This window comes from Pseudomonas sp. GW822-FHT04H02 (assembly GCF_058800645.1).
Genome location: NZ_JBXAMM010000001.1, coordinates 466,060 through 491,869, shown reverse-complemented (window position 1 = coordinate 491,869; position 25,810 = coordinate 466,060). Strand labels below are relative to the sequence as shown.

Sequence of the window (25,810 nt, the reverse complement as noted above, 5' to 3'; positions counted from 1 at the left end):
TCGCCCCTCTATGAAACAGCCGAGACAGCAGCGCCGGCGCCTGAGGCAGGTGTTTCGCTATATACTTTTGTATATTGCGATTTCACACCCCCGAGATTTGCCCATGCACTGCCCCTCTTCCACCCCGTTTTACCTGACCCCGCAGGCGCTTGAGGCCGACTCGGCAGCGCCCCGGGTGCCAGCGCCAGCCCGCCAGGAACGCCGCTCGCGCCTGCGGCATCGGCAACTGATCCTCGATGCCGCCCGCAACGAGTTCGCCGCCAAGGGCTTCAGTGCCTGCCAGACCCTGGATATCGCGCTGCGCGCCGGGGTGCCCAAGGCCAACCTGTACTACTACTTCCACACCAAGGAAAACCTCTACGCCGAAGTCCTGCAGCCCCTGCTGGAACCCTTGCACCAGGCGTCGCGGCTGCTGCACCCGGAGGCCGATCCGGCGCAGGCGTTGCAGGCCTACATCGAGGCGCGGATGCAGATCGTCGAGGATTTCCCCCTGCGTTCGAAGATTCTCTGCAGCGAGTTGCTGCACGGCGCGCAGCAGTTGCCAGAGGCCTGGCGTGAAAGCCTGGAGGCGCAGAACCGCAGTGAAATCGCTTGCCTGCGCAATTGGGCCGAACGCGGCCTGATCCGCGCCATTGCCCCGGAGCATCTGCTGCTGTTCATAGGAGCGGCGACCCAGACCTACCCCACCCTGGGCTGGCAGATCGCCCTGATGAGCGGCGTAGCCCAGCCCTCCAGCAGGGACTTCCAGAGCGTCGCGGCCACCCTGACCCGCATGGTGCTCGCCGGGGCACTGCCGGCGCTGGCGAGCGCCCAGGGGCTGCCGGCCCGGGCCCTGGCGATCTAACCCGGTTCGAGTTCGCCCAGGCGTTCGCAAGCCAGGGTCAGGGCCTGCCAGGTCGGCTCGTCAGCGGGAATCAGGTGTTCGATGCGCAGCGACGCCACGGTGATGTCCTGGGGCATGCCGAAGGTGGTGAAGGTGGACAGAAAACGCAGCTCGCCCCCGGGCCCGCGCACCCGGGTCAGCAGCAACGGCTCGGCCGGGCTCGGGGTCGCCGGCGACTCTCCGGGGAACGGCAGGCCGGCCAGCAGCGCCGCCAAGCCGGGGTCGCCCATGGCCTCCCGGGAGGCCCGCTGCCAGGCCACCTGGCGCACCTCCTCGGCATTGATCAGGCAGTCACCGAAACCACCGGGCTCCAGGAGGGTCGTCAACAGGTTGAAGCCCTGTTCCATGGCGTGTTGCGACAACCCCAGCAGTTGGAACAGTGCCGCGGTAGCCTGATTGGCCGCCAGCACTTGCCAGCCACTGTCGATGACGATCGCTGGCGCCGGGTTGTTGGCCTTGAGCAGGTGCATCAGCGCTGCGCGCACCGGCGCCAGGCCGGGGTCGGCCAGGGGCAAGGCGGCGTAGCGCGGCGCATAGCCCGCGGCGAGGAACACCCGGTTGCGCTGGGGCAAGGGGGTGTCCAGGGTGGTCAGCAGCGCATCCAGCAAGGCCGGGCTGGGCTGGGCGCGACCGGTCTCGACGCAGCTCAGGTGGCGCTGGGAAATCCCCGCCTGCAACGCCAGGTCCAACTGGCTCAAGCGCGCCTGGCGCCGTAACTGGCGCAACTGTGCGCCCACCGGCAAGGGCCCGGCGCGGGGAGCTTCAAGGGTGCAGGGCATGGCGGCGCGACCGCTGTCGGGCACAGGCATCCCGGCTCAGCCCACACGCTTGCAGAAGATCAGCTCGGGGTCCTGCTCGTCGAGGTTCTCGATCACCCCACTGGGCTGGAAACCGGCCTTGGCAATCAGGCTTCGGGCCGCCAGGTTCGACTGGTTGGTGGAGATGAACAGCCGGGGCGTGCGACAGGCCCGCTCGGCGGCGCCGAGCAAGCGCCGGGCCACGCCCTGGCGTTGCTGCCCCGGAGCCACCACCACCAGGGACACGAAGCCATGGTCGAAGAAGTCATGGTTCAGCAGCAGGTAGCCGGCGACCCGGCCGGCCGCCACCTCCACCCAACCCTGGCCACGGCCCACCGCCACGCGTACGGCATCGCCCCGGCTGGCGTGGGCCCGGGCATAGGTGTCGCACTCGAGCATGGCCGGCACATCATCGGGCCCGGCCACGCGGATCACCCGGCCTGCGCCGGGAGCCTGCTGGTTGGAAGTCATCGCTGTTCAATCCTTGAAAGTGAAAGTCGCACCGCCCCAGCTGACAGCCTGAAGCGCCCCGCTGTCTATGACCTGGGGGGTCATTGAGTGACAACAGGCTTGCCACTTAGCCTGTTCATTCCCGCTTGTTCAAGGATTTTCACCGTGAAAAACACACTCTGGCGACTCTGCATCGGGCTGTTCGCCGGCCATGAGCTGGATGCCGTGGCGCAGCGTGAATGGCGCCTGCTGTATGGCCTGCGCGACCTCGACCCCATGCTCGGGCAGCACCTGTTCATTGCCCTGCACGTCCCCCTGTGTGCCGGGCTGGTCCAGCTGTGCGGCCATCGGCGCCGTCGCGTGCGCGAGCTTGCCCGCCAGTGGCTGGCGGCGCTCGCCCTGGTGCATGCCGGGTTGCATCAACGCCTGCGCGACGACCCGCTGTACCTGTTCGACTCCCTGCTGTCGCAAAGCCTGATCTTTGGCTGTGGCGCAGCCGGCCTGCTGTATCTGCTGCTGGGCCTGGCCACCCGCAACCGCCGCGCCGTACACCCTGCCCATCCCTGATCGAGGACTGCGCCATGCGCCACCCTTACCCCGCCCTGCTGGCTCTACTGGGCTTCAGCACCTACACCCTGTACTGCCTGTTCCAGGCCGAACAGTCGCTGCTGCAATTCGGCCTGCAACTGCTGTCGCGCCCGGACACCGCACAAGTGGTGATCGACCTGTACCTGATGGCGCTGCTGGCGGCTGCGTGGATGCTGGGAGACGCCCGCGCCCGTGGGCGCTCCCGGCGTTCGGTGCTGCCCTATCTGCTGCTGACGGCGGTCTTCGTCTCCATCGGGCCCTTGCTGTACCTGGTGGTTCGCGACCTGCGCCCGCCCCGGCAGCCACTGGCCGACGGCGCTTGAGCGCGGGCCTCAGATCAGGCGCTGGATCTCCTTGTGGCGCCACACCAGCTTGAAGTAGCAGACCTGCAGCACCAGCATGGTCAGGTAGGCCACCGGGAACGCCATCCACACCCCTTGCAGGCCGAAATGCGCGTCCAGCACATAGGCCGCCGGCACCTGCACCCCGAGGATGCAGAAGATCGAGATCGCCACCGGCACCAGCACCGTGCCGCTGGCGCGCATGATGCCGCCGACCACCGCCTGGAAACCGAACACCAGGATGCTCCAGAGCATGATGTGCAGCAGGTGCTGGGCCTGCACCAGGGCTGCCGGGTCGATGATGAACAGGCCCAGCAGCCAGTGGGAAATCAGGTAGCCGAGCAGCACCAGGGCGCCGGTGAGGCACAGGTTGATCGCAAGCCCGGTACGCAGGATCGGGGTGATGCGCTCCAGGCGCCCGGCCCCGATGGCCTGGGCGCCGAGGATCGAGGCGGTGATAGCGATCGACAGCGCCGGGAACTGCACGTAGTTGACGATCTGGGTCACCGCGCCATAGGCCGCCGTGGCCTGGGAACCGTGGCGGTTGACCAGGGCCAGGATCACCAGTTCGGAAAGCGAGATGACCACCATCTGCACCCCGGTGGGCAGGCCGATGCGCAGCACCTTGCCGAGTATCGCCCGGTTCAGCCGCAGCGCCGCGAACAGCGCCCGGTCCGGGGCCAGGGGGTGGTCGCGGCCACTCAGGCGCCAGACCAGAAACCCCATGGCCAGGATATTTCCCGCCAGCCCGGCGAAGGCCGCACTCTGGATACCCATGGGCGGCAGGCCCAGCCAGCCACGGATCAACGCCGGGGTCAGCAGCAGCCCCGCCAGGGTCGAGACCATCAAGGCCAGCAGGGGCGACAGGGTATCGCTGACACCCCGCAGCAACTGGGTGTAGAGCACGAACACCAGCAGCAGCGGCATGATCAGCATCATCACCCGGGCATAGCCCACTGCGTCGTCCAGTACATCCGCCGGTGTGCCCAGGCCCTGCAGGGCCGGGCGGGCGAACAGCATGCCCAGCACCGCCCCCAGCAGGCCGATCAAGGCCCCCAGCATCAGGGTACTGCCGGCCACCGACTTCACCGCATCCAGCTCCCGGGCACCCCAGGCCTGGCCGATCAGCACCGAGGCACCGGCCCCCAGGCCGATCACCAGGGCAATGAAGAAGAACACGATGGGGAACATCCCCGACACCGCCGCCAACGCCTGGGTGCCCAGCAACTGGCCAATGTAGATACCGTTGAGGGTGCCGGAAAACGACTGCAGGAAATTCGACAGCACCATGGGCAGCAGGAAGACCAGGTACACCTGCCAGAGGGGGCGCTGAGGGGAAATGGACATGAAACAGGCAACCTCGGATCAAGAGGACGAAGGGCCGCGAAGAAGCCCCGTGGCACGGGGCTCGCGTCGGACCTGAAACATGCAGCAACCCAGGCCGCGCACGGCGTTCCGACAGCGCGGCCCGGGGTTTATATCAGTGGTTGACGTCGACCACCACCCGCCCGCGAACCTTGCCTTCAAGCAACTCGTGGGCGACGGTCAGGGCTTCTTCCAGACCCACTTCGCGGGTGATCCGCTGCAGGTGCTGCTGGTCCACCTCGGCGGCCAGGCGTTCCCAGGCATGCACCCGCTCGTGATAGGGACGGGTCACGCTGTTGATCCCCAAGAGGCTCACCCCACGCAGGATGAAGGGCGCCACCGAGGCCGGGAAATCCATGCCCTGGGCCAACCCGCAGGCGGCCACCAGGCCATCGGCGGCGGTGCCGGCACAGACGTTGGCCAGCGTATGGCTGCCCACCGAGTCAATGGCCGCCGCCCAGCGTTCCTTGGCCAGCGGACGCCCCGGCTGGGACAGCTCGGCGCGCTCGATGATGCGGCTGGCGCCCAGCGCCTTGAGGTAGTCGGCCTCCTCCGGACGCCCGGTGGCGGCGATCACCGAGTAGCCCAGGCGCGACAGCAGGCTGATGGCAAAACTGCCGACCCCGCCGCTGGCACCGGTGACCAGCACCTCGCCGTGTTCGGGGGTCAGGCCGCTGCGCTCCAGGGCGATCAGGCAGAGCATGGCGGTGTAGCCGGCGGTGCCGATGGCCATGGCCTGGCGCGCGCTGAAGGCTTCAGGCAGGTGGATCAGCCAATCGCCCTGCAACCGGGCCTTCTGCGCCAGCCCGCCCCAGTGGCTCTCGCCCACGCCCCAGCCATTGAGCAGCACCTGTTCACCCGGGCGAAAGCGCGGATGGCTGCTGGCTTCGACGGTGCCTGCCAAGTCGATACCAGGGACCATGGGAAACTGCCGCACCACCGGGCTCTTGCCGGTGATTGCCAGGCCGTCCTTGTAGTTCAGGGTGCTGTAGGCCACCCGGACCGTGACATCGCCCTCAGGCAGTTGCGCCTCCTCCAGCTCGCGCAGATGGGCGCGATAACCTGCAGTGTCTTTGTCGATCACAATGGCCTTGAACATCATGGACTCCTGTTGGCAAGGGAGGCTGCAGCGCTGGCTGCAACGGCGTAGAGCGCGAACGCGCCATCCTACGCAAGCCTCTGCAAGGCGTCCATGAGCCTCCCCTCCCCACCCGCGACGCTCGAAACAGCCCACTGCCCACGCCGGCGTCGCGTATCGCAGTACAGCCCGGCGCGCCCGGCCTGCCGGAACCAGGGCGTGGAGTAGCCCGGGCGTGGCAGAACCTGGCCCCAGAGCGCTACCATGCGGCGGCATCTGCCCCCTGACCGAACGGATTTCCGACCTTGTCCCATCTCCTGGAAAAAGCCGCCGCGCGCGGCGACCTTGCTGCTCTCGAGCGCCTGCTGGATGCGGGTGCGGACCTTGAATGGCAGCACAAGGGCACCGGCCGCACGGCCTTGCTGGCCGCCACTATCGCCGGGCACCAGCCGGCCGTGGCGCTGCTGCTGGCGCGCGGCGCGAATGTCCAGCAGCCGTGCAAGGCCCTGGGCTACAGCCCCCTGGCCTGGGCCGCCAGCCACGGCGACACTGCCCTGGCCGAGTTGCTGATCGCCCATGGCGCAGCGCTCGAACAGGCCAGCCCCGAACTGCAACGCACCGCCCTGATGAACGCTGCCCAGGCTGGCCACGAGGCAATGGTGGCCTTGCTGCTCAAGGCCGGCGCCAACCCCTCGCCCGTGGATTTCCAGCAACGCAACGCCTGGTCCCTGGCCGAAGAAAATGGCCATGCCCAGGTCATGCAACAGCTGGAGCAGGCCGGTACCGGGGCACCGCCAGCACCTGCACCGGCCCCTTCCCTGCCCTGGCCGCCGCTGGTGCCTGGCACTGACAGCAGCGCAGATCCGGTCACCCAGGTGCGGGCCTATACCCTGGCTTTGTACGCCTGGGAACAGCGCGGCAATGCCCTGGGCCACGACGCGCTCGACGCCGCCTTCTGGGCCGAACCGCAACAGTTGCTCGAACGTTTTTGTACCCTGCGACCGCGGGCCTATCCGCGAGCCTCCTATGGTTACCCCACGACCCACGCCGAGGCCGACGAACTACTGGGCTGCCAGTTGCTCAAGCCCGCCCAGGCCGAAGTGCTGGTGCGCGACCCGGCGTCCCGGGCCCTTTGCTACGAGCATCGCTTTGTGGTCAAGCGGGTTGCCGGCCAATGGCGCATCGACAGCGTCAAGCGCCGCCTGGCCGGCACCCAGAAATGGGCAAACGCCATTCTCTAGCGGGGGCAAGGGGCAAGAGCGAACGGGCGCAGCCTGCTCGACGTGCGGCACGGTTCGAGCCCGTCGCCCTTGGCGTGCAGTCGCCCGCCATCACCACCGCTGTCCAGATCCGCGTTGAAACACGTGCCGACAAGCCCCTGGCCCGGCAGCAGGCGGCCGCCAGCCAGCAGCAATTGCTGGTTGGCGGGCGGGCTGCTGCCCGTGGTTAAATGCCGCCCCGAAAAAATGACCGGCCCCGCTGATGACCCCTCTCGCCCTCGCCACCCTCAACCAGCACCTGTTGACCGCCCTGGCCGCCGCGCCCGGCGAAACCCGGCGCCTGTTCCATGGCCGCGGCCGCTGCTGGCCGGGGCTGGAACAGCTGACCGTGGACTGGCTGCAGGGGGTAGTGCTGGTGTCCTTGTTCAAGGAACCCGAAGCCGGGCAACTCGAAGCCCTGCAGCAGTTGCTGGCGGACCTGGGCTCGACCCCGCAATGGGTGGCCAGCGGCGCCCGCAGCCTGATGCTGCAACACCGCTACCTGCCCGACAGCCGTGGCGAGTGGCTGCTGGGCGAGGCCATCGACAGTTGCACCATCACCGAGGAAGGCCTGCGCTACCAGGTGGACCTGGGCAGCAAGCAGAACAACGGGCTGTTCCTCGACATGCGCTACGGGCGCAACTGGGTGCGGGCCAATGCCCGGGGCAAGAATGTCCTGAACCTGTTTGCCTATACCTGCGGCTTCTCGGTGGCGGCGATTGCCGGCGGTGCCGAGCGGGTGGTCAACCTCGACATGTCCCGGGCGGCCTTGAGCCGCGGCCGCGACAACCACCGGCTCAACGGCCACGACACCAGCCGGGTGAGCTTCCTCGGCCATGACCTGTTCAAGTCCTGGAGCAAGGTCAAGCAGGGCGGGCCCTATGACCTGGTGATCATCGACCCGCCGTCGTTCCAGAAAGGCAGCTTTGTCCTCGGCAAGGACTATGCGCGGGTGCTGCGGCGCCTGCCGGAGTTGCTCACGGCCGATGGTTGCGTACTGGCGTGCATGAATGATCCGGCGTTTAGCGTGGATTTTCTTCTGGAGGGGATGGCCGAAGCGGCGCCGGGGTTGCGCTTTGAACAGCGGCTGGAGAACCCGCCGGAGTTTCCGGATGCGGATCCGCAGTGCGGGCTCAAGGCACTGGTATTTCGGCATGGGGCATAGGCCTTGATCCTGGCTGGATAGCCGTTGCTGCAGCAACGGGCATCCAGCCAGGCCCTTACAACTCCATCCGATACTCGATCACCCCCGGCTTGTGCGCCACCCAGTCATACAACCGTTGCGCCCGCTTGTTGCTCTCCTGGGTATGCCAGTACAAACGAGCGCACTGGTGTTGCCGGGCAAAGGCCTGCACCCACTCGATCAACAGTTTCCCCGCCCCGCTGCCGCGAATCGACGGGGCCACGTACAGGTCTTCCAGATAGCAGAAGTCGCCGACGGCCCAGGTCGAACGGTGCAACACCAGGTTGACGAAGCCGATGACTTCATCGTCCTGCACCGCCACCGCCGAATACATCGGTTCCCGCGAATCGAGGAAACGCTCGAACGTGCGGTGACTGACCTCATCGCTCAGCGTCACCTGATAGAAATCCTGATAGGCCAGCCACAGCGGCAGCCATTGCTGGTAATCCCCAGGCTGAATCGCCCGTACCGTCACCGCGGGTTGTTGATCGCTCATTACGCGCTCCTCTTGATCATCCACACCGGGATCAGCCCCGGTTATTGAAGAGTGCGCAGGTTAGTGCGTGAGTGGCGGATTTTATCAGGCCAATTCTGCCATCTGTAACAGACCACTTTTCCCAACCCCTCACAGCCCGGGCTGCTGATGGGTCACGCAGTGAATGCCGCCGCCCCCTGCGGCGATAGCGTCGATATCCAGCTGGATCACCTGCCGCCCGGGGTACAGGCTGGCCAGCAGGCTATGGGCCTTGGCGTCGGCCTGCCGGTCACCGAACTGCGGTGAGATCACCGCCCCATTGATCACGAAATAGTTGATGTAGCCGGCGGCGAAGTCCGGGTTGCCCCGGCTGAAGCGGTTCTGCCGGGGATTCATCGGCGGCGACAGGGTATGCACCTGCAGCTTGCGACCATCGGCGTCACTGGCGGCTCGCAGGATCTCCAGGTGCTCGAGGGTTACCGAGTGATCATAGGAGTCGGGATCGTTGTCGAGGTTGGCCACCACCACCCCCGGCCTGACGAAACGCGCATAGAAGTCGACATGGGCATCGGTGATGTCCCGGCCCTTGATCCCCGGTAGCCAGATGATCTTGCGCAGGCCGAGGCAAGCCTTGAGTTCCTCTTCGACCTCGGCCTGGCTCCAGCCCGGGTTGCGGTTGCCGTTGATCCAGCTGCTTTGGGTCATGATCCCGGTGCCGTGGCCGTCCACCTCGATGCCGCCGCCCTCGCCCACCAGTTCGCTGCGCAGATAACGGGCGCCTGCAGCGTCGGCCATCTCCCGCGCCAGCCGGGCGTCCCTGGCGTGGCGCTGTTTGTTGCCCCAGCCATTGAAGTTGAAGTCCACCGCGCCCAATCCGCCTTCTCCATCGACGACAAAGTTGGCACCGATGTCGCGCATCCAGATGTCGTCCAGTTCGGTGCTGACAAAAGTGATGTTGTGCGAGCCGCACAACTGCTCGGCCAGGCCGCGCTCCTCTGCCCGGCAGAACAGGGTCAGGGGTTGATAGGCGGCAATTGCCCGGGCGATCCGCCCCTGGGCCTGTTGCACGTCGCCGGTAAAGTCTTCCCAGATGGCCTCCTGGGCACCAAAGGCCATGAAGGCCCGCTGCTGGTGGTCGCCTTCATCGGGCAGGTACCAGTGGCCCTGCTCCCCGGCCCGGGCACTGCGCGGCCCCAGGCCGAGGGCCGGCATGGCGGCGACAGCGGCCAGCAACGAGGCCTGTTTGATCAGTTGACGTCGGGTGGGCATTGGACGGTTCTCTTGTCGAAGGTATTGCATGAAAAGGTTCGGGGGTGCGGCCCGGGCCCTCGCCGACACGCCGGCTCCTACCCGGGAGTGTAGGAGCCGGCGTGTCGGCGAACCGCATGGCGCCCGGTCAGTGGCGGGCAGCGGTGGCCGTCTTGAACTGGGTCCAGGTGCGCATTCGAGCCCGCATATCGGCCTGGGGAATGTCGCGGCCGGGAATCAAGCGTTCGAAGGTGGCGGCATCCGGGTAGATATCCGGGTTGTTGCCCATCTGCGGGTCGACACTTGGCCGCGCCCGGGCATTGGCCGTGGGGTAGCCGGTGAAGTTGCTGATGGCCGCCATGTTCTCTGGTCGGGTCACGAAGTTGATGAAGGCATAGGCGTATTCCGGGTGCCGCGCATCCTTGGGGATCGCCATGGTGTCCATCCACACCGTGGTGCCTTCCCGGGGAATGCGGTACTGGAACTCGACCGCTTTGCCTGCGGCGTCGGCGGCGCGCTGGGCCTGGGTCATGTCGCCGCTGTAGCCCAGGGACAGGCACAGGTTGCCATTGACCAGGTCGGTCACCGGCTGCGACTGGAACTTGCGGATATAGGGCCGCAGCTTGCCCAGCAGCTCGCCGGCGGCCCGCAGATCCTCGGGCCGGGCACTGCGCGGGTCGCGCCCCAGGTAGTGGAGCGCCACCGCCAGCACCTCGTCCGGCGAGTCGATCAGGGAAATTCCGCAATCGGCGAAGCGCGCCGCCAGCTCCGGCTTGAACAACAGGTCCAGGCTGTTGACCGGGGCGTCGGGCAGGCGCTCGGCAATCTGCCGGGCGTTATAGGTCAGGCCGATGGTGCCCCAGGTGTAGGGCACCGTGGCCTGGCGGGCCCCGGGGTACTGGGCGCGCAGCTTCTGCAGGCCGGGCTCGATGTCGTCCTGGCCGATCAGCCGGGCCGGATCCAGGGTCTGCAGGCTGCCGGCGCGCATCAGGCGCTCGGCCACGGTGTCACCGGGAAAGATCAGGTCGTAGCCGCTGCCGCCGGTCATCAGCTTGGCTTCCAGCACTTCGCTGCCCTCCATCACGTCGTAGATCACCCTGATCCCGGTTTCGGCGGTGAAGCGCGCCAGGGTATCGGCGGCGAAGTAGTCGGCCCAGTTGTACAGGCGCAGGGTCTTGTCCTCGGGTTCGGCCTGGGCCTGGAGCACTACCAGGGTCAGGGCCAGCATGCCCGCGCAGCGGCGTTTCCAGCGTTTGCCTGTGGTCTGCATGTCATGCCTCCCGGGGGTTCCAGCGTGGGTGAAGGTGTTGGCCGTCCAGGCTCAGCAGCGGCCCGTACATCTCCGGGCGACGGTCGCGGAAGATGCCCCAGGTGCGACGCTCCTCGGCCATGGCGGCCAGGTCCAGGCGCTGCAGCAAGACCCCTGTGCTGTCACGATCGGCCTCGGCCAGCAGCCGGCCCTTGTGGTCGCAGATGAACGATGAGCCGTAGAAATCCATGTGCAACGCCGGGTCACCGGTAGCCACTTCACGGCCGACCCGGTTGGCCGCCACTACCGGCAGCAGGTTGGCCGCCGCGTGCCCGCGCATGGTCATCTGCCAGTGATCCCGGGAATCCAGCCCGGCGCTGCCCGGTTCGCTGCCGATGGCGGTGGGAAACAGCAAGACCTCGGCGCCTTGCAGCGCCAGGCAGCGGGCGGTCTCGGGGAACCACTGGTCCCAGCAGATGCCGATGCCCAGGCGGCCGAAAGCGCTGTCCCAGACCTTGAAACCGGTATCGCCGGGGCTGAAGTACTCCTTCTCCTGATAACCCACGGCGTTGGGAATGTGGGTCTTGCGGTACCCCCCCAGCAAGCGGCCGTCGGCATCGGCGACGCTCAGGGAATTGAAATAGGCCGTACCGGCCCTTTCGAACCAGCTCAGGGGCAGCACCACACCCAGCTCCCGGGCCAGGGCGGCGAAACGCTGGAGCACCCGGCTCGCGGGGTACTCCTCGGCCAGGGCCAGGTGCCGGTGCTGCTGTTCGATGCAGAAGTACGGGGTGGCGAACAGCTCTTGCAGGAGGATCACCTGGGCGCCCCGGGCTGCCGCTTCGCGCACCAGCTGTTCGGCGCGCTCGAGGTTGCCCGGCAGGTCCCAGGTGCAGGGCATCTGGGTGGTCGCGACGGTCAATGGGTTCATGCCTGGGCCCTCGTTGGCCATTGGGGTTGCTGCTGGGTGATGCAATGCACGCCACCGCCGCCGTGGGCCAGATGGTTGATCCGCACCGGCACCACCTGCCGGTCGGGGAAGGCCCGGGCCAGCACCTGGGCCGCTTGCTGGTCGGCGGCGATGCCGTAGGCCGGCATGATCACCGCGCCATTGGCCAGGTAGAAGTTGGTGTAGGAGGCGCAGAACACCTCGGCCCGGTGGTCCACCGCGGCGCTGGCCTCGAACAGCTCGATCAGCTCGAAGGCGCGCCCGCGGGCATCCCGCGCCAGCTCCAGGGCACGACGGTTCTCGCGCACCACTTCGGCGTACACCGAGCCCCGGTCATGGGTGGCATCCACCAGCAGCACCCCGGGGCGGGCAAAGGCGCAGATCCCGTCGACATGGCCGTCGGTCATGTCCCCGGTCACGTGGTCCGGGTCCCCCGGCAGCCAGATGATCTTCTGCACACCCAGTAGGCGCTGGAAGATCGCCTCGACCTCGGCCTTGCCCAGGCCCGGATTGCGGTTGGGGTTGAGCAGCACCGATTCGGTGGTGATCAGGGTGCCTTCGCCGTCCACATGGATGGCCCCGCCTTCGTTGGCCAGGGGCGTGCCGAAGCAAGGCAGCCCCAGCTGGTCCAGCAGGCGCCGGGCCAGGCTGCGGTCCAGGCTGTGCTCGGACTTGCCGCCCCAGGCGTTGAAGCGCCAGCTGACCCCGGCCAGCCCCTGCTGCGGATGGCAGATGAAACTCGGGCCGGAATCCCGGCACCAGCTGTCGTCCACCGCCTGGGGGACCAGCTCGACATTGGCGCCACACAGGCGTCGGGCACTGTCCAGGGCAGAGGGGTCGACCACCAGTTTCACCGGTTCGAAACCGGCGATGGCATTGGCCACCCGGGCGAAGTCTGCCTGCACCTCGGCCAGGGTCACGCCCCATACCGATTCCCACACCCCCCGGTTGTGGGGCCAGACCATCCAGGTCGCCGCGTGGGGCGCCCACTCGGCGGGCATCCGCCAGCCACTGTCCTGCCTGTCATTGCCTTGCATGGGCCCTGCACCTCTCAAGTAAGGTTTTGTTATCAATCAACCAACAAGGTTGAAACACAGCGCCCATGCTATGGCTTTGAAAAACCGCCAACAAACGATAGATTTAGCGCACATCTGATTAGCCAGGCTTATCAATCATGCTCAAACACTGGCCACCCCTGAATGCCCTGCGAGGCTTCGAAGCCGCCGCTCGCCTGGGCAGTTTTCACCAGGCGGCGCAAGAACTGCACCTCACCCAATCGGCCATCAGCCAGCAGATCCGCAGCCTGGAAACCTTCCTCGAACAGCCGCTGTTCCATCGCAACGGCCGCAGCGTGACCCTCACCGACGCCGGGCACGACCTGCGCAGCACCACCCAGTCGCTATTGCAGCAACTGGCGGTGGGCATCCGCCGCCTGGAGCAGTACCGCAAGCCCAACCAGCTGGTGGTCAATACCAGCCCGGCCTTTGCCCGCCACTGGCTGTTGCCGCGGCTGGGGGAATTCCATCGCCTGCACCCGGAGGTGGACCTGTGGCTGTTCACCAGCTTCGAGCCACCGGACATGAGCACCCAGACCATCGACCTGACCTTGCGCGACGACCTCAGCGCCCAGGCCGAATGCAGCTACCTGGAGCTGTACAGCGACCGCCTCTACCCTGCCTGCCACCCCAGCGTGCTGGCGCAACCCGAAGCACTGCGCACCACCTTGCATGGCGAGCGGGAAATGGACTGGAGCCACTGGCTGGTGGAAGGCGGCAGCGACATTGGTCAACGCAGCAACGGCCTGAACTTTTCCGACCCGGGCCTGCTGCTGGACGCCGCCTGCGCCGGCCACGGCATTGCCCTGGTCAGCCAGCTTCTGAGCCAGCAGGCCCGGAGCCAGGGCTTGCTGAGCCCTTTGTGCGAACAGAGCGTGCGCGGCCCGACCTGGGCCTGGCTGATTCACCGCGACAGTGAAAGCAGCCCGCTGACCCGCAGTTTCTCGAAGTGGCTACAGGGTGCGCTGCAGGCTTCGGCCGAAGCTTGAGGCGCCCGCCCGGCAAGGACTGGAGCGATGCAAAACCGCTTTCCATTCCTGCCCCTAACCCCACGCGTGGCGGCGCCTTAAGCTGGCGCCAGTGCAATCCGCACTGCCTTCCAGGAGCCGCCCGTGCCCCCGATCCACGACATCAACTGGCCGCTGTGGCTGTCCACCATGCTGCCCATGGCCCTGAGCGCCGGCCCCGGCAACCTGATGGTGGCCAGCTCCGGCGCCCGCAGCGGCGTGCGGCGTTCCCTGCGCTTCATCTGCGGGCTGGACCTGACCTACCTGCTCCTGGCGCTACTGGTGGGGCTGGGGCTGTATCACAGCCTGGCGGCGTATCCAGGGTTGCTCTGGGGCCTGCGGGTAGCGGGCAGCCTGTACATTTTCTGCCTGGGCCTGCGCCTGCTGCTGCGGCCGTTGCGCAAGCCTGGCGAGCAGAGTGAAGCCCTGCAGTTTCGTGATGGCGTGATGCTGCAACTGGGCAATGTGCAGGGTCTGGTGATGCTGCTGGTCATGTTCTCCACCTTCAGCCCGGGCGCCGATGCGGGCACTGCCGTGGTGCTGGCGCTCAGCGCCGCGCTGATCGCGGTGAACCTGTTCGGCCACCTGCTGTGGGCCAGCCTGGGCTCAAGCCTGCAGCGGCTGATGCGCGACCGCCCGCGCCTGCTGCTGGCGCAGAATGCGCTGTTCGGCTCGCTGCTGATGGCGGTGGCCGGGTGGCTATTGCTGCGTGGCGCCTAACGCGTCAGCCGGCCTTGCCCTCACCCTGCAAGCCCTGGCGCGCCAGCAGATCGCAGAGAAATTCCGCCACCCGCTCGACCCGCTCCTGGCCCTGGGTCGCCAGGTTGCGCAGCAGCCAGATATCCGCGCGGTGGGCCGGAGCCTGGGGCAAGACCCGGTGCAGGCCCAGGGGTTCTGCGATATAGGCCGGCAAGGCGGCAATCCCCAGGCCCGCCTGCACCGCCTTGAGCTGCGCCTCCAGGTTGCCGGTGCGCATCCACAACGGCTGATTACCGCTGAGCTGGTCCAGCCAGCGGGCCAGGGGCATGTGGGCCAGGGTCTGGTTCCAGCCGATCAGCGAATGCTGGCGCAGCTGCGAAGGCTTCTCGGGGCAGCCATGGGCTGCGGCATAACCTGGGGAACAGAACAGCGCCTGGGTCAACTCGCCGACCCGGCGCAGGGTGAAGTTGCCGGCTTCCGGCCGTTGCAGGCGCAGCAGCAGGTCGCTGTGGCTCTGGGTGAGCTTGACCGAGCGCGCCGCATTGACGAAATCGAAGCTGATCTGCGGATGCTGCAAGCGAAACTGCGCCAGTGCGGGAATGATCAGGTGGCTACCCATCAACTCCGGGCATTCGATGCGCACCACCCCGGCCATGCGCGCGCCTGGCCGGGACAACTGGCGTTCCATCAGGCGCAAGCGCTCCTCGATCTCCAGCGCCATGGGCAGCAGGGCCTGGCCGGCTTCGGTGAGGAAATAGCCCTGGGTGGTCTTGAGGAACAGCACGCTGCTCAAGGCCTGCTCCAGCACCAGGATCTTGCGCGAGACCGTCGAGGCCGACACCTTCAGCGCCTGCCCGGCGTCGGTGATGTTGCTGGCATTGGCGACGGCAATGAAAAACCGCAGATCGTCCCAGTTCACGCTTACCTGCCCTATCCCTGAAAACCCAGGCCCGGGATCTTATGCGAAATAAGCAGCGCAGCGGTCAGACTTTTCTCCTGTAAAGTGCCCAAAATCTTTCCTGCCCACGGATCGGGAGCCCCCATGCTGGAACTGCACACCCCTCGCCTGAACCTGCGCCCCCTGAACGCCCATGACTGGGAGCTGTTCCTGGCCCTGCACAGCGACCCGGAAAACCTGCGCTATGTCTGCGATCCGCTCTCCCGGATGCAGATCGAGGAGCGTTTCACCTCGCGCCTGCCCCATTGGGACATGGATTGCGACCACTGGCTGTGCCTGGTGATCCGCGATCGCCACAGCGGCGAGGAGCTGGGCTTCACCGGCCTGCGAGTCAGCGATCGGCCCAGCGCCGAAGCCGAGGTCGGCTACCTGCTGGCCCCCGGTCATCAAGGCAAGGGCCTGGCCACGGAATCCCTGCGCACGCTGATGCAGTACGCCCGCCACAGCTTGGGGATCAAGCGCCTGGTGGCCACGGTCACCGACGGCAATGCTGCATCCTGCCAGGTTCTGGAGCGATGCGGTTTCGTCTTCCAGCAACGTGACGAAGGGGCCTTCCGCAGGGGTGGCGAAGACTTCGACGACCTGATTTTCAGCTGCCCCCTGACGGCCTGAGTGCGCGTTTGCGCGACCCCGCCTACGCCTGCCTGGCGTGGGTTTTTCTTGACAGCGAAAATTCCCAACGGCTATTGTCTGACAACCTGACTACCAAGGTTTTACCCACCCATGCTTGAACTCCAGCGACCCGACTCTCTCGTTGTGCGCGTGGTCAATGCGATCCGCACCGAGATCGACTCCGGCCGCCTGGCCCCCGAATCGCGCCTGCCGACCGAGCAGCAACTGGCCGAGCAGTTGAACGTCAGCCGCTCGGTGATTCGCGAGGCCATCGCCCAGCTCAAGGCCGACGGCGTACTGATCGCCCGGCGTGGCCTGGGTTCGTACATTTCCAAGACCCCCGCCGGCACCGTGTTCCGTTTCCCCCAGGGCGATGGCCGCCTGCCGGACCTGGCGCAGATGTTCGAGATGCGTTTGTGGATCGAAACCCAGGCCGCGTCGATCGCCGCCCAGCGCCGCGACGCCGCCGACCTGCAACGGATGCAGGGCGCGTTGCAGGAAATGCACGACAAGCGCAGTGATTTCGAAGCCGCGGGGCTGGCCGACGTGGAGTTCCACCGGGCCATCGCCGAGGCCAGCAAGAACGACTATTTCGTGGCCTTCCATGATTTTCTGCGCAGCCAGCTGACCAGCGCCCGCAAGGCCGCCTGGGAGAACTCGGCGCTGCGCATGGTGGGCGGTTCCGCCGATGCCACCCAGGAACACCAGGCGCTGTACCAGGCGATTGCCGCTGGCGACCGCCAGGCCGCCGCCGGTTGCGCCGACGCCCACTTGCGGGCTTCGGCCAAGCGCCTGGGCCTGGAGCTGCCGACTATCGATTGACCCCAGCTTCACGCTTCGAGCCGCATGCCACGGCCTGCGGTTTTTTGTCGGATTAGTTAGTCTGACAACCTGATAACCAGACCGAAACGCATTGGATCCAAGGTACCTAAGAACAATGATTTATGACTTTTGCATCATCGGCGGCGGCATCGTCGGCCTGGCTACGGCGATGGAGATCCTCAAGCGCCAGCCCGGCGCTTCGCTGGTCATCCTGGAAAAGGAAAACGTCCTGGCCAAGCACCAGACCGGGCACAACAGCGGGGTGATCCACGCCGGCATCTACTACGCTCCGGGCAGCCTCAAGGCCGACCTGTGCAAGCGTGGCGCCGAGGCCACCAAGCAGTTCTGCAGCGAGCACGGGATCAAGTTCGAGGTCTGCGGCAAGGTGCTGGTGGCGTCCAACGCCCTGGAAGTGCAGCGCATGGAGGCCCTGTACCAGCGCTCGCAACAGAACGGCCTGAAGGTGGAGCGCCTGGACGCCGAGCAACTGCGCCTACGCGAACCGAATATCGTCGGCCTTGGCGGGCTGTTCCTCGACGCCACCGGCATCGTCGACTATCGCGAAGTCTGCGACACCATGGCCCGGGTGATCCGCCGCGAGGGCGGCGAGATCTGCCTGAGCCAGACCGTCACCGCGATCCAGGAAAGCGCCGACAGCGTCACCGTCAGCAGCCACGGCGGCAGCTGGCAGGCGAAGAAACTGGTGGCCTGCGCCGGCCTGCAATCGGATCGCCTGGCGGTGATGGCCGGGGTGAAGATCGACCACCAGATCATCCCCTTCCGCGGCGAATACTTCCGTCTGCCGGCGTCGAAGAACAACATCGTCAATCACTTGATCTACCCGATCCCCGATCCGGAGCTGCCGTTCCTCGGGGTGCACCTGACCCGCATGATCGACGGCAGCGTTACCGTCGGCCCCAACGCGGTACTGGGCCTGGGCCGGGAAAACTACAGGAAGTTCTCCATCAACTGGCGCGACGTGGCGCAGTACGCCAGCTTCCCCGGTTTCTGGAAAACCATCTGGCAGAACCTCGGCTCCGGCACCACCGAGATGAAGAACTCACTGTTCAAGTCCGGCTACCTGGAGCAGTGCCGCAAGTACTGCCCTTCCCTGCAAGTGGAAGACCTGCTGCCTTATGAGGCGGGGATCCGCGCCCAGGCGGTGATGCGCGACGGCAGCCTGGTGCACGATTTCCTGTTCGCCGAAACCCCGCGCATGTTGCACGTGTGCAACGCGCCCTCGCCCGCCGCCACCTCGGCGATTCCCATTGGCTCGATGATTGCCGACCGGATTTTCCAGGCCGCCTGAAACACCCCGCGCCATCACCTTGCAGCGCAGTGCCCCGGCACTGCCAAGCGGGCCGCGTGTCGCCGCAATACCCTCGGCCGCCCTTTAGGGTGCGGCGCGCAAGGCTCGCGTCAACTCGACAATAAATACAATGATTCATGAGGATGTACGGATATGACCGCAGTTGAAACCAGCAGTACTGCAGCGGAAACCCCACAGCAAACCAAGAAACGCCTGCGCAAGGTCGCGGCGGCCACCATCTTCGGCTCGATGCTGGAGTGGTATGACTTCTACCTCTACGCCACCATGGCGGCCATCGTCTTCTCGAAGATCTTCTTCGATAACAGCAACCCGAAAAGCGCCACCCTGATGGCCTTCTCGACCTTTGCCATCGGCTTTATCGCCCGCCCCTTCGGCGGCATTCTGTTCGGCTACCTGGGGGACAAGTTCGGCCGCAAGCAGGTACTGGTGCTGACCTTCTGCCTGATGGGCGTGTGCACCGCGCTGATCGGCCTGATCCCCAGCTACGCATCGATCGGCATCTGGGCGCCGATCCTGCTGGTGGCAATCCGCATCATCCAGGGCCTGGGCGCCGGCGCCGAACTGTCCGGCGCGGCGGTCACCTCCTATGAACACGCCAGCGAAGGCAAGCGCGGCAGCCAGGGCGCCTGGCCGGCGCTGGGGCTGAACCTGGGCCTGCTGCTGTCGTCGCTGACCATCTACCTGCTGACCATCAACGGCAACGACTTCCTGCTGGCCGGCGGCTGGCGCATTCCGTTCGTCTGCAGCATCGTCCTGGTGGCCGTCGGCCTGTGGGTGCGCAACAGCATTCCGGAAACCCCGGAGTTCAAGGAACTGAGCAAGGAAAGCCAGAAAGCCAAGGCCTCGCCGCTCAAGGCGCTGTTCAAGAACGACCTCAAGGGCCTGGCCGTGGTGTTCTTCGTGGCGGTGGGCTACAACGCCCTGAGCTACATCTTCAAGACCTTCTCCCTGGCCTACCTGACCCAGTACAAGAACGTCGATGTGCACGTCACTTCGCTGTCGGTGACCATCGCCAGCCTGATCGCCATCGTCGCCGTGCCGTTCTTCGGCTGGCTCTGCGACAAGTGGAGCAGCAAGACCGTGCTGATCCTCGGCGGGCTGTTCTCGGTGCTGTTCGCCTACCCCTTCCTGGCCCTGCTGAACACCGGTGAGAGCCTGATGATCTACATCGCCATCGGCGTCGGCACCGGCATTCTGGCGCCGATGATGTTCGCCCCACAGGGCTCCTTCCTCAGCCGCCAGTTCCCCACCGCGACCCGCTCTTCGGGCTTCGGCACCGGGCGCGAGATCGGCACCGCCATCGCCGGTGGCCTGGCGCCGCTGGGCGCTCTGTCCCTGGTGACGGCCTCGGCCACCCACTCCACCGACGGCGTGGTGATCATTCTCGCCGTCGCCGCGGTGCTGGTGGTGGTGTTCGCCTTCCTCGACCAGGGCCGCAAGCACTCGGCCTTCAAGAACTGAGGCTGGACCCAACCCTGCCCGGGCCGCTCCAACGGCCCGGGCAGACTTTGCTAAGGTGGCCGCTGAACCCGCATTACAGGCCACCCCATGTCACCCGATAGCGCATTCGGCGTCGATGCCGACGGCTTGATCGCCCTACCTGCCGAACCACCCCTGCAGCCCGAGTACCGAGCCCTGCTCGACGAGCTGTGCGCCGCCCTCACCGCTCCCGCCAGCCCGCCGCTGCATAGCCTGTACCTGTACGGCAGCGTCGCCCGTGGCACAGCCCGGCCTGGAGCTTCCGACCTGGACCTGTGCCTGATCCTGCAAGATCCCGCCGACCCGACCGCGTGCCAGCATCTGGAAAACCTGCGCCAAGCCCTGCAAGCGCGCCACCCGCTGGTGTCGAAGATCGATTTCGATATCGGCGACCTCAAACAGGTACTGGAAACGCGGAACCTCGGCAGCTGGGGCTATTGGCTCAAGCACCATTGCCGCTGCCTGTGGGGCGAAGACCTGCGCTCGCGCTTTGCACCTTTCAGGCCCAGCCGGGAGATTGCCCTGGCGGTGAACGGTGACTTTCTCGCAGTGCTGGACGACTACGCCAAGCGCATCGACCGCGAACAGAAGCCCGCCGAAGTCCTCCGGCTGCAACGGCAGGCCTCGCGCAAACTCGTTCGCGCCACCAACCTGCTGCGCCAGGAGCAGGAGCCGAGCTGGCCCCAGAGCCTGGATGAGCATGTGTGGCTGTTTGTGCAGCGCCATCCCGAGATGCGAGGGCCCATCGGCGAGTTCCGGCAAATAGCCGAAGCAAAGACATTAGCCTGTGACGGTTTCACCACGCGCTTACGGAACATCGCACAGTGGATGGCTCTACAAGCCTTCCCAGACTCTGCAATTTAGTTAACTACTGCTTCAGCTCACCAAGACACTGGCCTGACAGAGGGATAATGCGGCCCTGAAGGCTTCGGCACCTGTCTTGCAAAACCCCGGCTGAAGGCATGGCAAGCCCCTTATTGGCAATCACAAGGAGAATCAAAAGTGCTATCCCAAAAATTGATCAATGCACTAAAGAGCTCGAAGGGTATTGCAGACAATCACTATCTAGAACAACTACAACCAGCCTTGGCAGAACTTGATCAGGCCTACCAAGGCAATCCAGCACTCACTGAATATGTCATGCAACTGGACGAACTCCTGTCCAAGCCTCATTTCGAGCTGGAACCGCACCTCACCAACAAATTTGCACAACTATTGGGTGAGGCACATTTCTGGTTGCTCTGCACTCAGGCAGAGCTGAACCTCAAGCGCGTCTCCGAACAGAACGGCAAAAGAACCCCAGACTTCGAATTGTGCTCACATCCCGGCGAAGCTTTTTTTGAAGTCAAGACGCTTTCTGTCGCGACAGGCGACCTAGGAGTGGCCAAAACCATTGCAGACTCTCTGCTGACTCAACTCGATCTGGAAAGGCAGTTGCATGCAGGCAAGAGAGTCGCTTGCGCAACAACCGAGATCGCATCCTATGGGGAACAGGATCATGGCTGCCCAGACTTATTGCACGCCACACGGGTGCTGATTGAAAAGGCTCGACAAAACTTCAAGACAGATCAGTTCGCCAATCCAAATACATTCCTCGTACTGAATCTTTGCATGCTGCACCCGATCGAAAGCCACCCCCGGATACTGCGCCCCTCCTATCCTGATCTCGATGGCCAATACCCCACTTCAGTCACCGGTCAACTCTGGGCGCTCGCTTTCGGACACCCCGAAATGCTTGTACAAGGCCATTCTGAGTTCGCAGGCAAGCCCTTTGTACTCGGCAAACTGGACAAAGAAGGAATCTTGCGCGAGTTCGAAAATATCAAAGGCATTCTCTTCATGATCCACCCGTTGCAAGAGCCTGCTTGTGTCTGGGCGCTGCTACGCAGCTACGAGAAGTTGAATGATGAAAACCCGCAACTGCTCGAAGAAATTCTGCGCCTTACAGGCATCCATCAGTGGAACGATGAATTGGATTGCAACGGCTTCGTCTTGAACTGAAATGCCGCGTTCAAGGAGAGCCTGCGGGCCCCACAGACCTCCTGCACTCTCAGAGACTGGTGCCTGACATTCAGATCTGCAGCACCTCGACTCCCTGCCGACGGTAATCCTCGATATCCCCGGTGATCACCTCCTGCTCGGTAATCAGCCGGTGCAAGCGGTTGCATGGCACCACCACGAAGGGTTCCATGGCGCCGAGCTTGTCGGCGGTGGTCACGGCGATGACCTCGCTGGCACTGTCGAACATTGCCTGCTTGATCGGCACCTCGTCGAAATGCAGGGAGCTGATGCCGATCTCCGGGTGGATCGCGCAGACGCCGGTGAACATCAGGTCGGCCTTGATCCCCTGGATCATGCGCAGTGCTTCATGGCCGCTGGCGGACAGGGTTGCCGGGTTGAGCTGGCCACCGGCGAGAATCACCCTGACCTTGGGGTACTCGGCCAGGGCCACGGCAATCATCGGCGAGGCGGTGACCGCGGTCATGCTGATGCCCGCCGGCAGCGACTGGGCGATGTGCAGGGTGGTGGAGCCGGAATCGAACAGCACCGTCTGGCCGTCCTGCACCCATTGCACGGCATATTGCGCCAGGCGCAGTTTCGCCTCATTGGTTTCGCCGACCCGGGTGAAATAGTCCTTGCCGCTGTCCTTGGGCCGCGGCAGCGCGCCACCATGGACCCGCTGCACCAGTCCGGCGGCATCCAGCTCCGCCAGGTCGCGACGGATGGTGTCTTCGGACACCGCGAAATGCCGGCTCAGTTCGGCGGCCATGACCTTGCCGTCGCGCTCCAGCAGCAGAAGGATTTTTTGCCGACGCAAGGATGGCAGCTCGGCCGGCGGGTGTTGACATTGCATGTTTATGCCCGTTATTACGTGTTTTCGCCAAGCTACACAGACACTCGGGCAAAAACAAGCAACCCGATCAGTTGATCAGCTGCGGCGCCCGTGAGCGGTACAAGGCCGCTTCCCCGAGGCGCTCGCGCACCAGCGCCTGGGCCTGGCGGGTCATCTGGTCCAGCTGCCGGTCGCGCTTTTTCTCCGCTTCCAGCATGGCCTTGCGCCCGTGCTGGGCCAGCAGGTAGGTGTGGATCTGCCGCACTTCCACCGATTGGTAGATCGGTGCCACATCCAGCACCGCCAGCAGGCCGTCGCTGCCGTGGTCCCGGGTGTTCATCAGCACCTGCGGGCCGCGGGCGCCCAGCAGCTGGAAGCCCAGGGCCTCGAAACACCCCACCTTGGCCACGTTGCAGGCGAGTTCCGCATGGGGGTAACGCGCCAGCATGGCTTGCAGCATCTGCCGGGCAATGCCCTGGCGCCGATGGCCTTGCCGCACCGCCATATAGGCCACGGCGCAGGCCTGGGGATCGTCCTTGACCGGCAGGTACAGGGTGAAACCCAGCACCTGGTCCGGGGCCTGCGGGTCGATGGCCACCACCAGCTCCACCGCGATCCCCCGGGAACCGTCCATGGCCTGCAGGTACAGGTGCACCTCATAGCCGACGCCGTACTGGTAGAGGTTGTACAGCGGGTTGCTCGGGGCGATGGCCACCGCGCTGACGTCGGTGATGTAGTCCACCACCATCTGCTGGATCTGGCTCTGGATGGCTTCGGGTGGCGGGGCTTGGAACAGGGTGATGCTGGACATCGAGGCGGTGACTCCGAGGGTTGGGGCAGGCCCGGCTACGGCGGGCGCGCCATGATAACCCGGCGCGGGTGACACAGGCGCACAACCAGGCAACGCATCGGGCGCGTGCATCGGCGAAAAAGCGCGAATGGGATCGGGAGCAAGAGACTGGCGGGCTGCGGCTATGGCGGGGCCATGGCCGCAACCGGTACAGGATGCGGATGCACCGGGGCATCCGCGGTGCCCCGCCCGACGAACGCGGGCGGGGCCGAGGGCTTACAGCGCCATGTCGGCCGCTGGGTTGCTCTCTGGCTTGGCCAGGCTGGCCGGAGCTTGAGGCGCCGCGCCCTTGACCGGCGGTGGCGGGGTCAGTTGCAGCACTTCAGCGGTGTAGGCCCATTCTTTGGCCACACGCTCAGGGCTGTCGTTCAGCGCAGTGCCGTAGCTCGGCACGATCTGCTTGAGCTTCTCCTGCCAGGCCGGGGTCGCTACCTGGTCCTTGAAGACTTTCTGCAGCACGCTGAGCATGATCGGCGCGGCGGTCGAAGCACCTGGGGACGCGCCCAGCAGGCCGGCGATGCTGCCGTCTTCGGAGGCCACGATCTCGGTGCCCAGTTTCAGCACGCCGCCCTTCTCTTCGTCACGCTTGATGATCTGCACGCGCTGGCCGGCCTGCCACAGGCGCCAGTCTTCCTGCTTGGCGTTGGGGAAGTATTCCTTCAGCGCGGCGAAGCGGTCGTCATCCGACAGCATCAGCTGGCCGGCCAGGTATTCCACCAGCGGGTACTGCTCGATACCCACCTTGGTCATCGGCCAGAAGTTGTGGGTGGTGGTGCTGGTCAGCAGGTCGAAGTACGAACCTTCCTTGAGGAACTTGGTGGAGAAGGTAGCGAATGGGCCAAACAGGATCACCCGCTTGCCGTCCAGCACACGAGTGTCCAGGTGCGGAACCGACATCGGTGGCGCGCCGACCGAAGCCTTGCCGTAGGCCTTGGCCAGGTGCTGCTCGGCCACGCTGGCGTTGTCGGTCACCAGGAACGAGCCACCCACCGGGAAGCCGGCGTATTCGTTGGCTTCAGGAATGCCCGACTTCTGCAGCAGGTGCAGGGCACCGCCGCCGGCGCCGATGAACACGAACTTGGCGTCGGTCTCGGTTTTCGAACCGTCCTTGAGGTTCTTGTAGGTCACGCGCCACGAGCCGTCTTTATTGCGCTCGATTTCCTGCACTTCGCTGGACAGTTTCAGCGCGAAGTTGGGCTGGGCCTGCAGGTGGGCAACGAACTGGCGAGTGATCTCGCCGAAGTTGACGTCGGTGCCGATCGGGGTCCAGGTCGCAGCGATCTTCTGCGCCGGGTCACGACCTTCCATCATCAGTGGAACCCACTTCTTGATCTGCTCGGCGTCTTCGGAGTACTGCATGCCGCTGAACAGCGGGCTGGCCTGCAGGGCCTCGTAGCGGGCCTTGAGGAACTTGATGTTGTCATCGCCCCAGACGAAGCTCATGTGCGGGGTGGAGTTGATGAACGAACGCGGGTTCTTCAGGACGCCGTTCTTGACCTGCCAGGACCAGAACTGCCGGGAAATCTGGAACGCTTCGTTGATCTCGATGGCCTTGGCGATCTCGATCTTGCCGTCCTTGCCTTCCGGCGTGTAGTTCAGCTCGGCCAAAGCGGAGTGGCCGGTACCGGCGTTGTTCCAGCCGTTGGAGCTTTCTTCTGCGACGCCGTCCAGGCGCTCGACCATCTCCATCGACCAATCCGGCTGCAGCTCATTGAGCCAGACCCCCAGGGTCGAACTCATGATGCCGCCACCGATCAGCAGCACATCCACTTTCTTCGGCTCAGCCGCGTGCGCGGTCGTGAGGCCTATCGACATCGCCAGCCCGATCAGGGCCGTGTTCACTTTCTTAAACATTCTGAGTACCTACGATAGAACGCCATCCGCCGCCCCATCCTCGATCCTGCGTACTCCGGTGATTGCGAAACAGTCATTTCGCAGGTCCTGGACCAACACATTCAAAAGAACTGGAGGGTGGGCACACAAGGCCGACGAGACAGGCTCGACCTCAGTTTTATATCGCTCCGGCGCTGACTTCTTGTCGTTCTTGGCTTCAGCTACTTGAGTGACAGTGTTTCTCAGGGCACGTCACGGGACGCAACCAACAGGCAGTTTCCCCCTGCCCGACCTTGCGCGCCGCAAACTGCCGGACGAACAAGAATGACGCCCGCAACTGCGGGGGCCAACAGGAAATTAGGGGTCGGGTTCAACCAAAGAGGTAAACGAACACTGCCTGACATTACATTCGGCGGGGTCGTGCAGACACTCCCACAGCCTTGCAAGGGACCCGAACAGGCCACTTG

At 65.3% G+C, this 25,810-nt stretch carries 26 protein-coding genes; 13 read left to right on the top strand and 13 right to left on the bottom strand.

Features of this window, described 5'->3' with window-relative positions; all coding sequences use genetic code 11:
* Positions 1-103 precede the first annotated feature (103 nt).
* Positions 104-844, top strand: a complete 741-nt coding sequence (locus AC1RMG_RS02425) for a TetR/AcrR family transcriptional regulator (protein WP_262214832.1) — start codon at positions 104-106, stop codon at positions 842-844.
* Here the strand turns inward: AC1RMG_RS02425 and AC1RMG_RS02420 are convergent.
* The gene (locus tag AC1RMG_RS02420; RefSeq protein ID WP_445177264.1) at positions 841-1,662 is read right to left on the bottom strand and encodes a helix-turn-helix domain-containing protein; all 822 of its coding nucleotides are present in this window, start codon (positions 1,660-1,662) and stop codon (positions 841-843) included. The two genes, AC1RMG_RS02425 and AC1RMG_RS02420, sit on opposite strands and share 4 nt — an antisense overlap.
* Positions 1,663-1,698: 36 nt before the next feature.
* Positions 1,699-2,151 (bottom strand): GNAT family N-acetyltransferase, encoded by a 453-nt coding sequence (locus AC1RMG_RS02415; protein WP_262214833.1) that lies wholly within the window; start codon positions 2,149-2,151, stop codon positions 1,699-1,701.
* 144 nt (positions 2,152-2,295) lie between these two features.
* On the opposite strand from AC1RMG_RS02415, the gene AC1RMG_RS02410 reads away from it, so the two are divergent.
* Together AC1RMG_RS02410 and AC1RMG_RS02405 are read left to right on the top strand one after the other, a co-directional pair.
* Entirely contained in the window at positions 2,296-2,697 is a 402-nt protein-coding gene (locus tag AC1RMG_RS02410) for a DUF6713 family protein (protein WP_065363747.1), read from the top strand.
* 14 nt (positions 2,698-2,711) lie between these two features.
* Positions 2,712-3,041 carry a DUF2834 domain-containing protein gene (locus AC1RMG_RS02405; protein WP_370058955.1) on the top strand — a complete coding sequence of 110 codons (330 nt, stop codon included), beginning with the start codon at positions 2,712-2,714 and terminating at the stop codon, positions 3,039-3,041.
* Between the two features lie 9 nt (positions 3,042-3,050).
* Here AC1RMG_RS02405 and AC1RMG_RS02400 read toward each other — a convergent pair whose 3' ends face one another.
* A complete protein-coding gene (locus AC1RMG_RS02400; RefSeq protein WP_011060739.1) occupies positions 3,051-4,406 on the bottom strand; it encodes an MATE family efflux transporter in 1,356 nt (451 codons plus the stop codon).
* A gap of 133 nt (positions 4,407-4,539) precedes the next feature.
* Positions 4,540-5,523 (bottom strand): acrylyl-CoA reductase (NADPH), encoded by a 984-nt coding sequence (gene acuI / locus AC1RMG_RS02395; RefSeq protein WP_011060738.1) that lies wholly within the window; start codon positions 5,521-5,523, stop codon positions 4,540-4,542.
* 284 nt (positions 5,524-5,807) lie between these two features.
* Between acuI and AC1RMG_RS02390 the strand changes: the two genes are divergently transcribed.
* Positions 5,808-6,743 (top strand): ankyrin repeat domain-containing protein, encoded by a 936-nt coding sequence (locus AC1RMG_RS02390; protein WP_262214836.1) that lies wholly within the window; start codon positions 5,808-5,810, stop codon positions 6,741-6,743.
* Between the two features lie 241 nt (positions 6,744-6,984).
* On the top strand, positions 6,985-7,926 hold the full coding sequence (locus AC1RMG_RS02385) for a class I SAM-dependent methyltransferase (RefSeq protein WP_011060737.1): 942 nt from the start codon (positions 6,985-6,987) through the stop codon (positions 7,924-7,926).
* Positions 7,927-7,981: 55 nt separating this feature from the next.
* Here the strand turns inward: AC1RMG_RS02385 and AC1RMG_RS02380 are convergent, their stop codons facing one another.
* The 5 genes from AC1RMG_RS02380 to AC1RMG_RS02360 all read right to left on the bottom strand — a co-directional run bounded on the left by AC1RMG_RS02380 (position 7,982) and on the right by AC1RMG_RS02360 (position 12,902).
* Entirely contained in the window at positions 7,982-8,440 is a 459-nt protein-coding gene (locus AC1RMG_RS02380) for a GNAT family N-acetyltransferase (RefSeq protein ID WP_493168198.1), read from the bottom strand.
* Between the two features lie 129 nt (positions 8,441-8,569).
* A complete protein-coding gene (locus tag AC1RMG_RS02375; protein WP_493168196.1) occupies positions 8,570-9,688 on the bottom strand; it encodes an agmatine deiminase family protein in 1,119 nt (372 codons plus the stop codon).
* 127 nt (positions 9,689-9,815) lie between these two features.
* The gene (locus tag AC1RMG_RS02370; protein ID WP_401155012.1) at positions 9,816-10,895 is read right to left on the bottom strand and encodes an extracellular solute-binding protein; all 1,080 of its coding nucleotides are present in this window, start codon (positions 10,893-10,895) and stop codon (positions 9,816-9,818) included.
* 43 nt (positions 10,896-10,938) lie between these two features.
* A complete protein-coding gene (aguB, locus tag AC1RMG_RS02365; protein ID WP_493168194.1) occupies positions 10,939-11,847 on the bottom strand; it encodes an N-carbamoylputrescine amidase in 909 nt (302 codons plus the stop codon).
* Positions 11,844-12,902, bottom strand: coding sequence for an agmatine deiminase family protein (locus tag AC1RMG_RS02360; RefSeq protein ID WP_065363741.1), 1,059 nt, complete (start codon positions 12,900-12,902; stop codon positions 11,844-11,846). The genes aguB and AC1RMG_RS02360 overlap by 4 nt, the downstream gene beginning before the upstream one ends.
* A gap of 137 nt (positions 12,903-13,039) precedes the next feature.
* On the opposite strand from AC1RMG_RS02360, the gene AC1RMG_RS02355 reads away from it, so the two are divergent.
* The gene (locus AC1RMG_RS02355; RefSeq protein ID WP_493168192.1) at positions 13,040-13,909 is read left to right on the top strand and encodes a LysR family transcriptional regulator; all 870 of its coding nucleotides are present in this window, start codon (positions 13,040-13,042) and stop codon (positions 13,907-13,909) included.
* Between the two features lie 123 nt (positions 13,910-14,032).
* Positions 14,033-14,647, top strand: a complete 615-nt coding sequence (locus tag AC1RMG_RS02350; RefSeq protein WP_493168190.1) for a LysE family translocator — start codon at positions 14,033-14,035, stop codon at positions 14,645-14,647.
* A 4-nt stretch (positions 14,648-14,651) separates the two neighbouring features.
* Here AC1RMG_RS02350 and AC1RMG_RS02345 read toward each other — a convergent pair whose 3' ends face one another.
* A complete protein-coding gene (locus tag AC1RMG_RS02345) occupies positions 14,652-15,545 on the bottom strand; it encodes a LysR family transcriptional regulator (RefSeq protein WP_236203855.1) in 894 nt (297 codons plus the stop codon).
* 123 nt (positions 15,546-15,668) lie between these two features.
* Between AC1RMG_RS02345 and AC1RMG_RS02340 the strand changes: the two genes are divergently transcribed.
* From AC1RMG_RS02340 to AC1RMG_RS02315, 6 genes are all read left to right on the top strand, one after another.
* Positions 15,669-16,196 carry a GNAT family N-acetyltransferase gene (locus AC1RMG_RS02340; protein WP_011060732.1) on the top strand — a complete coding sequence of 176 codons (528 nt, stop codon included), beginning with the start codon at positions 15,669-15,671 and terminating at the stop codon, positions 16,194-16,196.
* A gap of 111 nt (positions 16,197-16,307) precedes the next feature.
* The gene (locus AC1RMG_RS02335; RefSeq protein WP_011060731.1) at positions 16,308-17,018 is read left to right on the top strand and encodes a FadR/GntR family transcriptional regulator; all 711 of its coding nucleotides are present in this window, start codon (positions 16,308-16,310) and stop codon (positions 17,016-17,018) included.
* Positions 17,019-17,133: 115 nt separating this feature from the next.
* Entirely contained in the window at positions 17,134-18,327 is a 1,194-nt protein-coding gene (gene lhgO / locus AC1RMG_RS02330) for an L-2-hydroxyglutarate oxidase (RefSeq protein WP_401019522.1), read from the top strand.
* Positions 18,328-18,480: 153 nt separating this feature from the next.
* The gene (locus tag AC1RMG_RS02325) at positions 18,481-19,809 is read left to right on the top strand and encodes an MFS transporter (RefSeq protein WP_015635186.1); all 1,329 of its coding nucleotides are present in this window, start codon (positions 18,481-18,483) and stop codon (positions 19,807-19,809) included.
* An 87-nt stretch (positions 19,810-19,896) separates the two neighbouring features.
* Positions 19,897-20,691 (top strand): nucleotidyltransferase domain-containing protein, encoded by a 795-nt coding sequence (locus tag AC1RMG_RS02320; protein WP_493168188.1) that lies wholly within the window; start codon positions 19,897-19,899, stop codon positions 20,689-20,691.
* A gap of 138 nt (positions 20,692-20,829) precedes the next feature.
* A complete protein-coding gene (locus tag AC1RMG_RS02315) occupies positions 20,830-21,828 on the top strand; it encodes a hypothetical protein (protein ID WP_019095952.1) in 999 nt (332 codons plus the stop codon).
* Positions 21,829-21,898: 70 nt separating this feature from the next.
* Here AC1RMG_RS02315 and AC1RMG_RS02310 read toward each other — a convergent pair whose 3' ends face one another.
* From AC1RMG_RS02310 to mqo, 3 genes are all read right to left on the bottom strand, one after another.
* Positions 21,899-22,681, bottom strand: coding sequence for a DeoR/GlpR family DNA-binding transcription regulator (locus AC1RMG_RS02310; protein ID WP_370058950.1), 783 nt, complete (start codon positions 22,679-22,681; stop codon positions 21,899-21,901).
* A 67-nt stretch (positions 22,682-22,748) separates the two neighbouring features.
* Positions 22,749-23,471: a GNAT family N-acetyltransferase gene (locus AC1RMG_RS02305; RefSeq protein WP_493168186.1), complete on the bottom strand. Its 723-nt coding sequence runs from the start codon at positions 23,469-23,471 to the stop codon at positions 22,749-22,751.
* 255 nt (positions 23,472-23,726) lie between these two features.
* Positions 23,727-25,364: a malate dehydrogenase (quinone) gene (gene mqo, locus AC1RMG_RS02300; protein ID WP_011060725.1), complete on the bottom strand. Its 1,638-nt coding sequence runs from the start codon at positions 25,362-25,364 to the stop codon at positions 23,727-23,729.
* Positions 25,365-25,810: the final 446 nt, after the last annotated feature.

Bases quoted from the DNA above. Each gene is read 5' to 3' on its own strand.
- AC1RMG_RS02425 (WP_262214832.1), top strand. From the start codon at position 104: ATGCACTGCCCCTCTTCCACCCCGTTTTACCTGACCCCGCAGGCGCTT.
- AC1RMG_RS02420 (WP_445177264.1), bottom strand. From the start codon at position 1,662: ATGCCCTGCACCCTTGAAGCTCCCCGCGCCGGGCCCTTGCCGGTGGGC.
- AC1RMG_RS02415 (WP_262214833.1), bottom strand. From the start codon at position 2,151: ATGACTTCCAACCAGCAGGCTCCCGGCGCAGGCCGGGTGATCCGCGTG.
- AC1RMG_RS02405 (WP_370058955.1), top strand. From the start codon at position 2,712: ATGCGCCACCCTTACCCCGCCCTGCTGGCTCTACTGGGCTTCAGCACC.
- AC1RMG_RS02400 (WP_011060739.1), bottom strand. From the start codon at position 4,406: ATGTCCATTTCCCCTCAGCGCCCCCTCTGGCAGGTGTACCTGGTCTTC.
- acuI (WP_011060738.1), bottom strand. From the start codon at position 5,523: ATGTTCAAGGCCATTGTGATCGACAAAGACACTGCAGGTTATCGCGCC.
- AC1RMG_RS02385 (WP_011060737.1), top strand. From the start codon at position 6,985: ATGACCCCTCTCGCCCTCGCCACCCTCAACCAGCACCTGTTGACCGCC.
- AC1RMG_RS02380 (WP_493168198.1), bottom strand. From the start codon at position 8,440: ATGAGCGATCAACAACCCGCGGTGACGGTACGGGCGATTCAGCCTGGG.
- AC1RMG_RS02375 (WP_493168196.1), bottom strand. From the start codon at position 9,688: ATGCCCACCCGACGTCAACTGATCAAACAGGCCTCGTTGCTGGCCGCT.
- AC1RMG_RS02370 (WP_401155012.1), bottom strand. From the start codon at position 10,895: ATGCTGGCCCTGACCCTGGTAGTGCTCCAGGCCCAGGCCGAACCCGAG.
- aguB (WP_493168194.1), bottom strand. From the start codon at position 11,847: ATGAACCCATTGACCGTCGCGACCACCCAGATGCCCTGCACCTGGGAC.
- AC1RMG_RS02360 (WP_065363741.1), bottom strand. From the start codon at position 12,902: ATGCAAGGCAATGACAGGCAGGACAGTGGCTGGCGGATGCCCGCCGAG.
- AC1RMG_RS02355 (WP_493168192.1), top strand. From the start codon at position 13,040: ATGCTCAAACACTGGCCACCCCTGAATGCCCTGCGAGGCTTCGAAGCC.
- AC1RMG_RS02340 (WP_011060732.1), top strand. From the start codon at position 15,669: ATGCTGGAACTGCACACCCCTCGCCTGAACCTGCGCCCCCTGAACGCC.
- AC1RMG_RS02335 (WP_011060731.1), top strand. From the start codon at position 16,308: ATGCTTGAACTCCAGCGACCCGACTCTCTCGTTGTGCGCGTGGTCAAT.
- lhgO (WP_401019522.1), top strand. From the start codon at position 17,134: ATGATTTATGACTTTTGCATCATCGGCGGCGGCATCGTCGGCCTGGCT.
- AC1RMG_RS02325 (WP_015635186.1), top strand. From the start codon at position 18,481: ATGACCGCAGTTGAAACCAGCAGTACTGCAGCGGAAACCCCACAGCAA.
- AC1RMG_RS02320 (WP_493168188.1), top strand. From the start codon at position 19,897: ATGTCACCCGATAGCGCATTCGGCGTCGATGCCGACGGCTTGATCGCC.
- AC1RMG_RS02310 (WP_370058950.1), bottom strand. From the start codon at position 22,681: ATGCAATGTCAACACCCGCCGGCCGAGCTGCCATCCTTGCGTCGGCAA.
- AC1RMG_RS02305 (WP_493168186.1), bottom strand. From the start codon at position 23,471: ATGTCCAGCATCACCCTGTTCCAAGCCCCGCCACCCGAAGCCATCCAG.
- mqo (WP_011060725.1), bottom strand. From the start codon at position 25,364: ATGTTTAAGAAAGTGAACACGGCCCTGATCGGGCTGGCGATGTCGATA.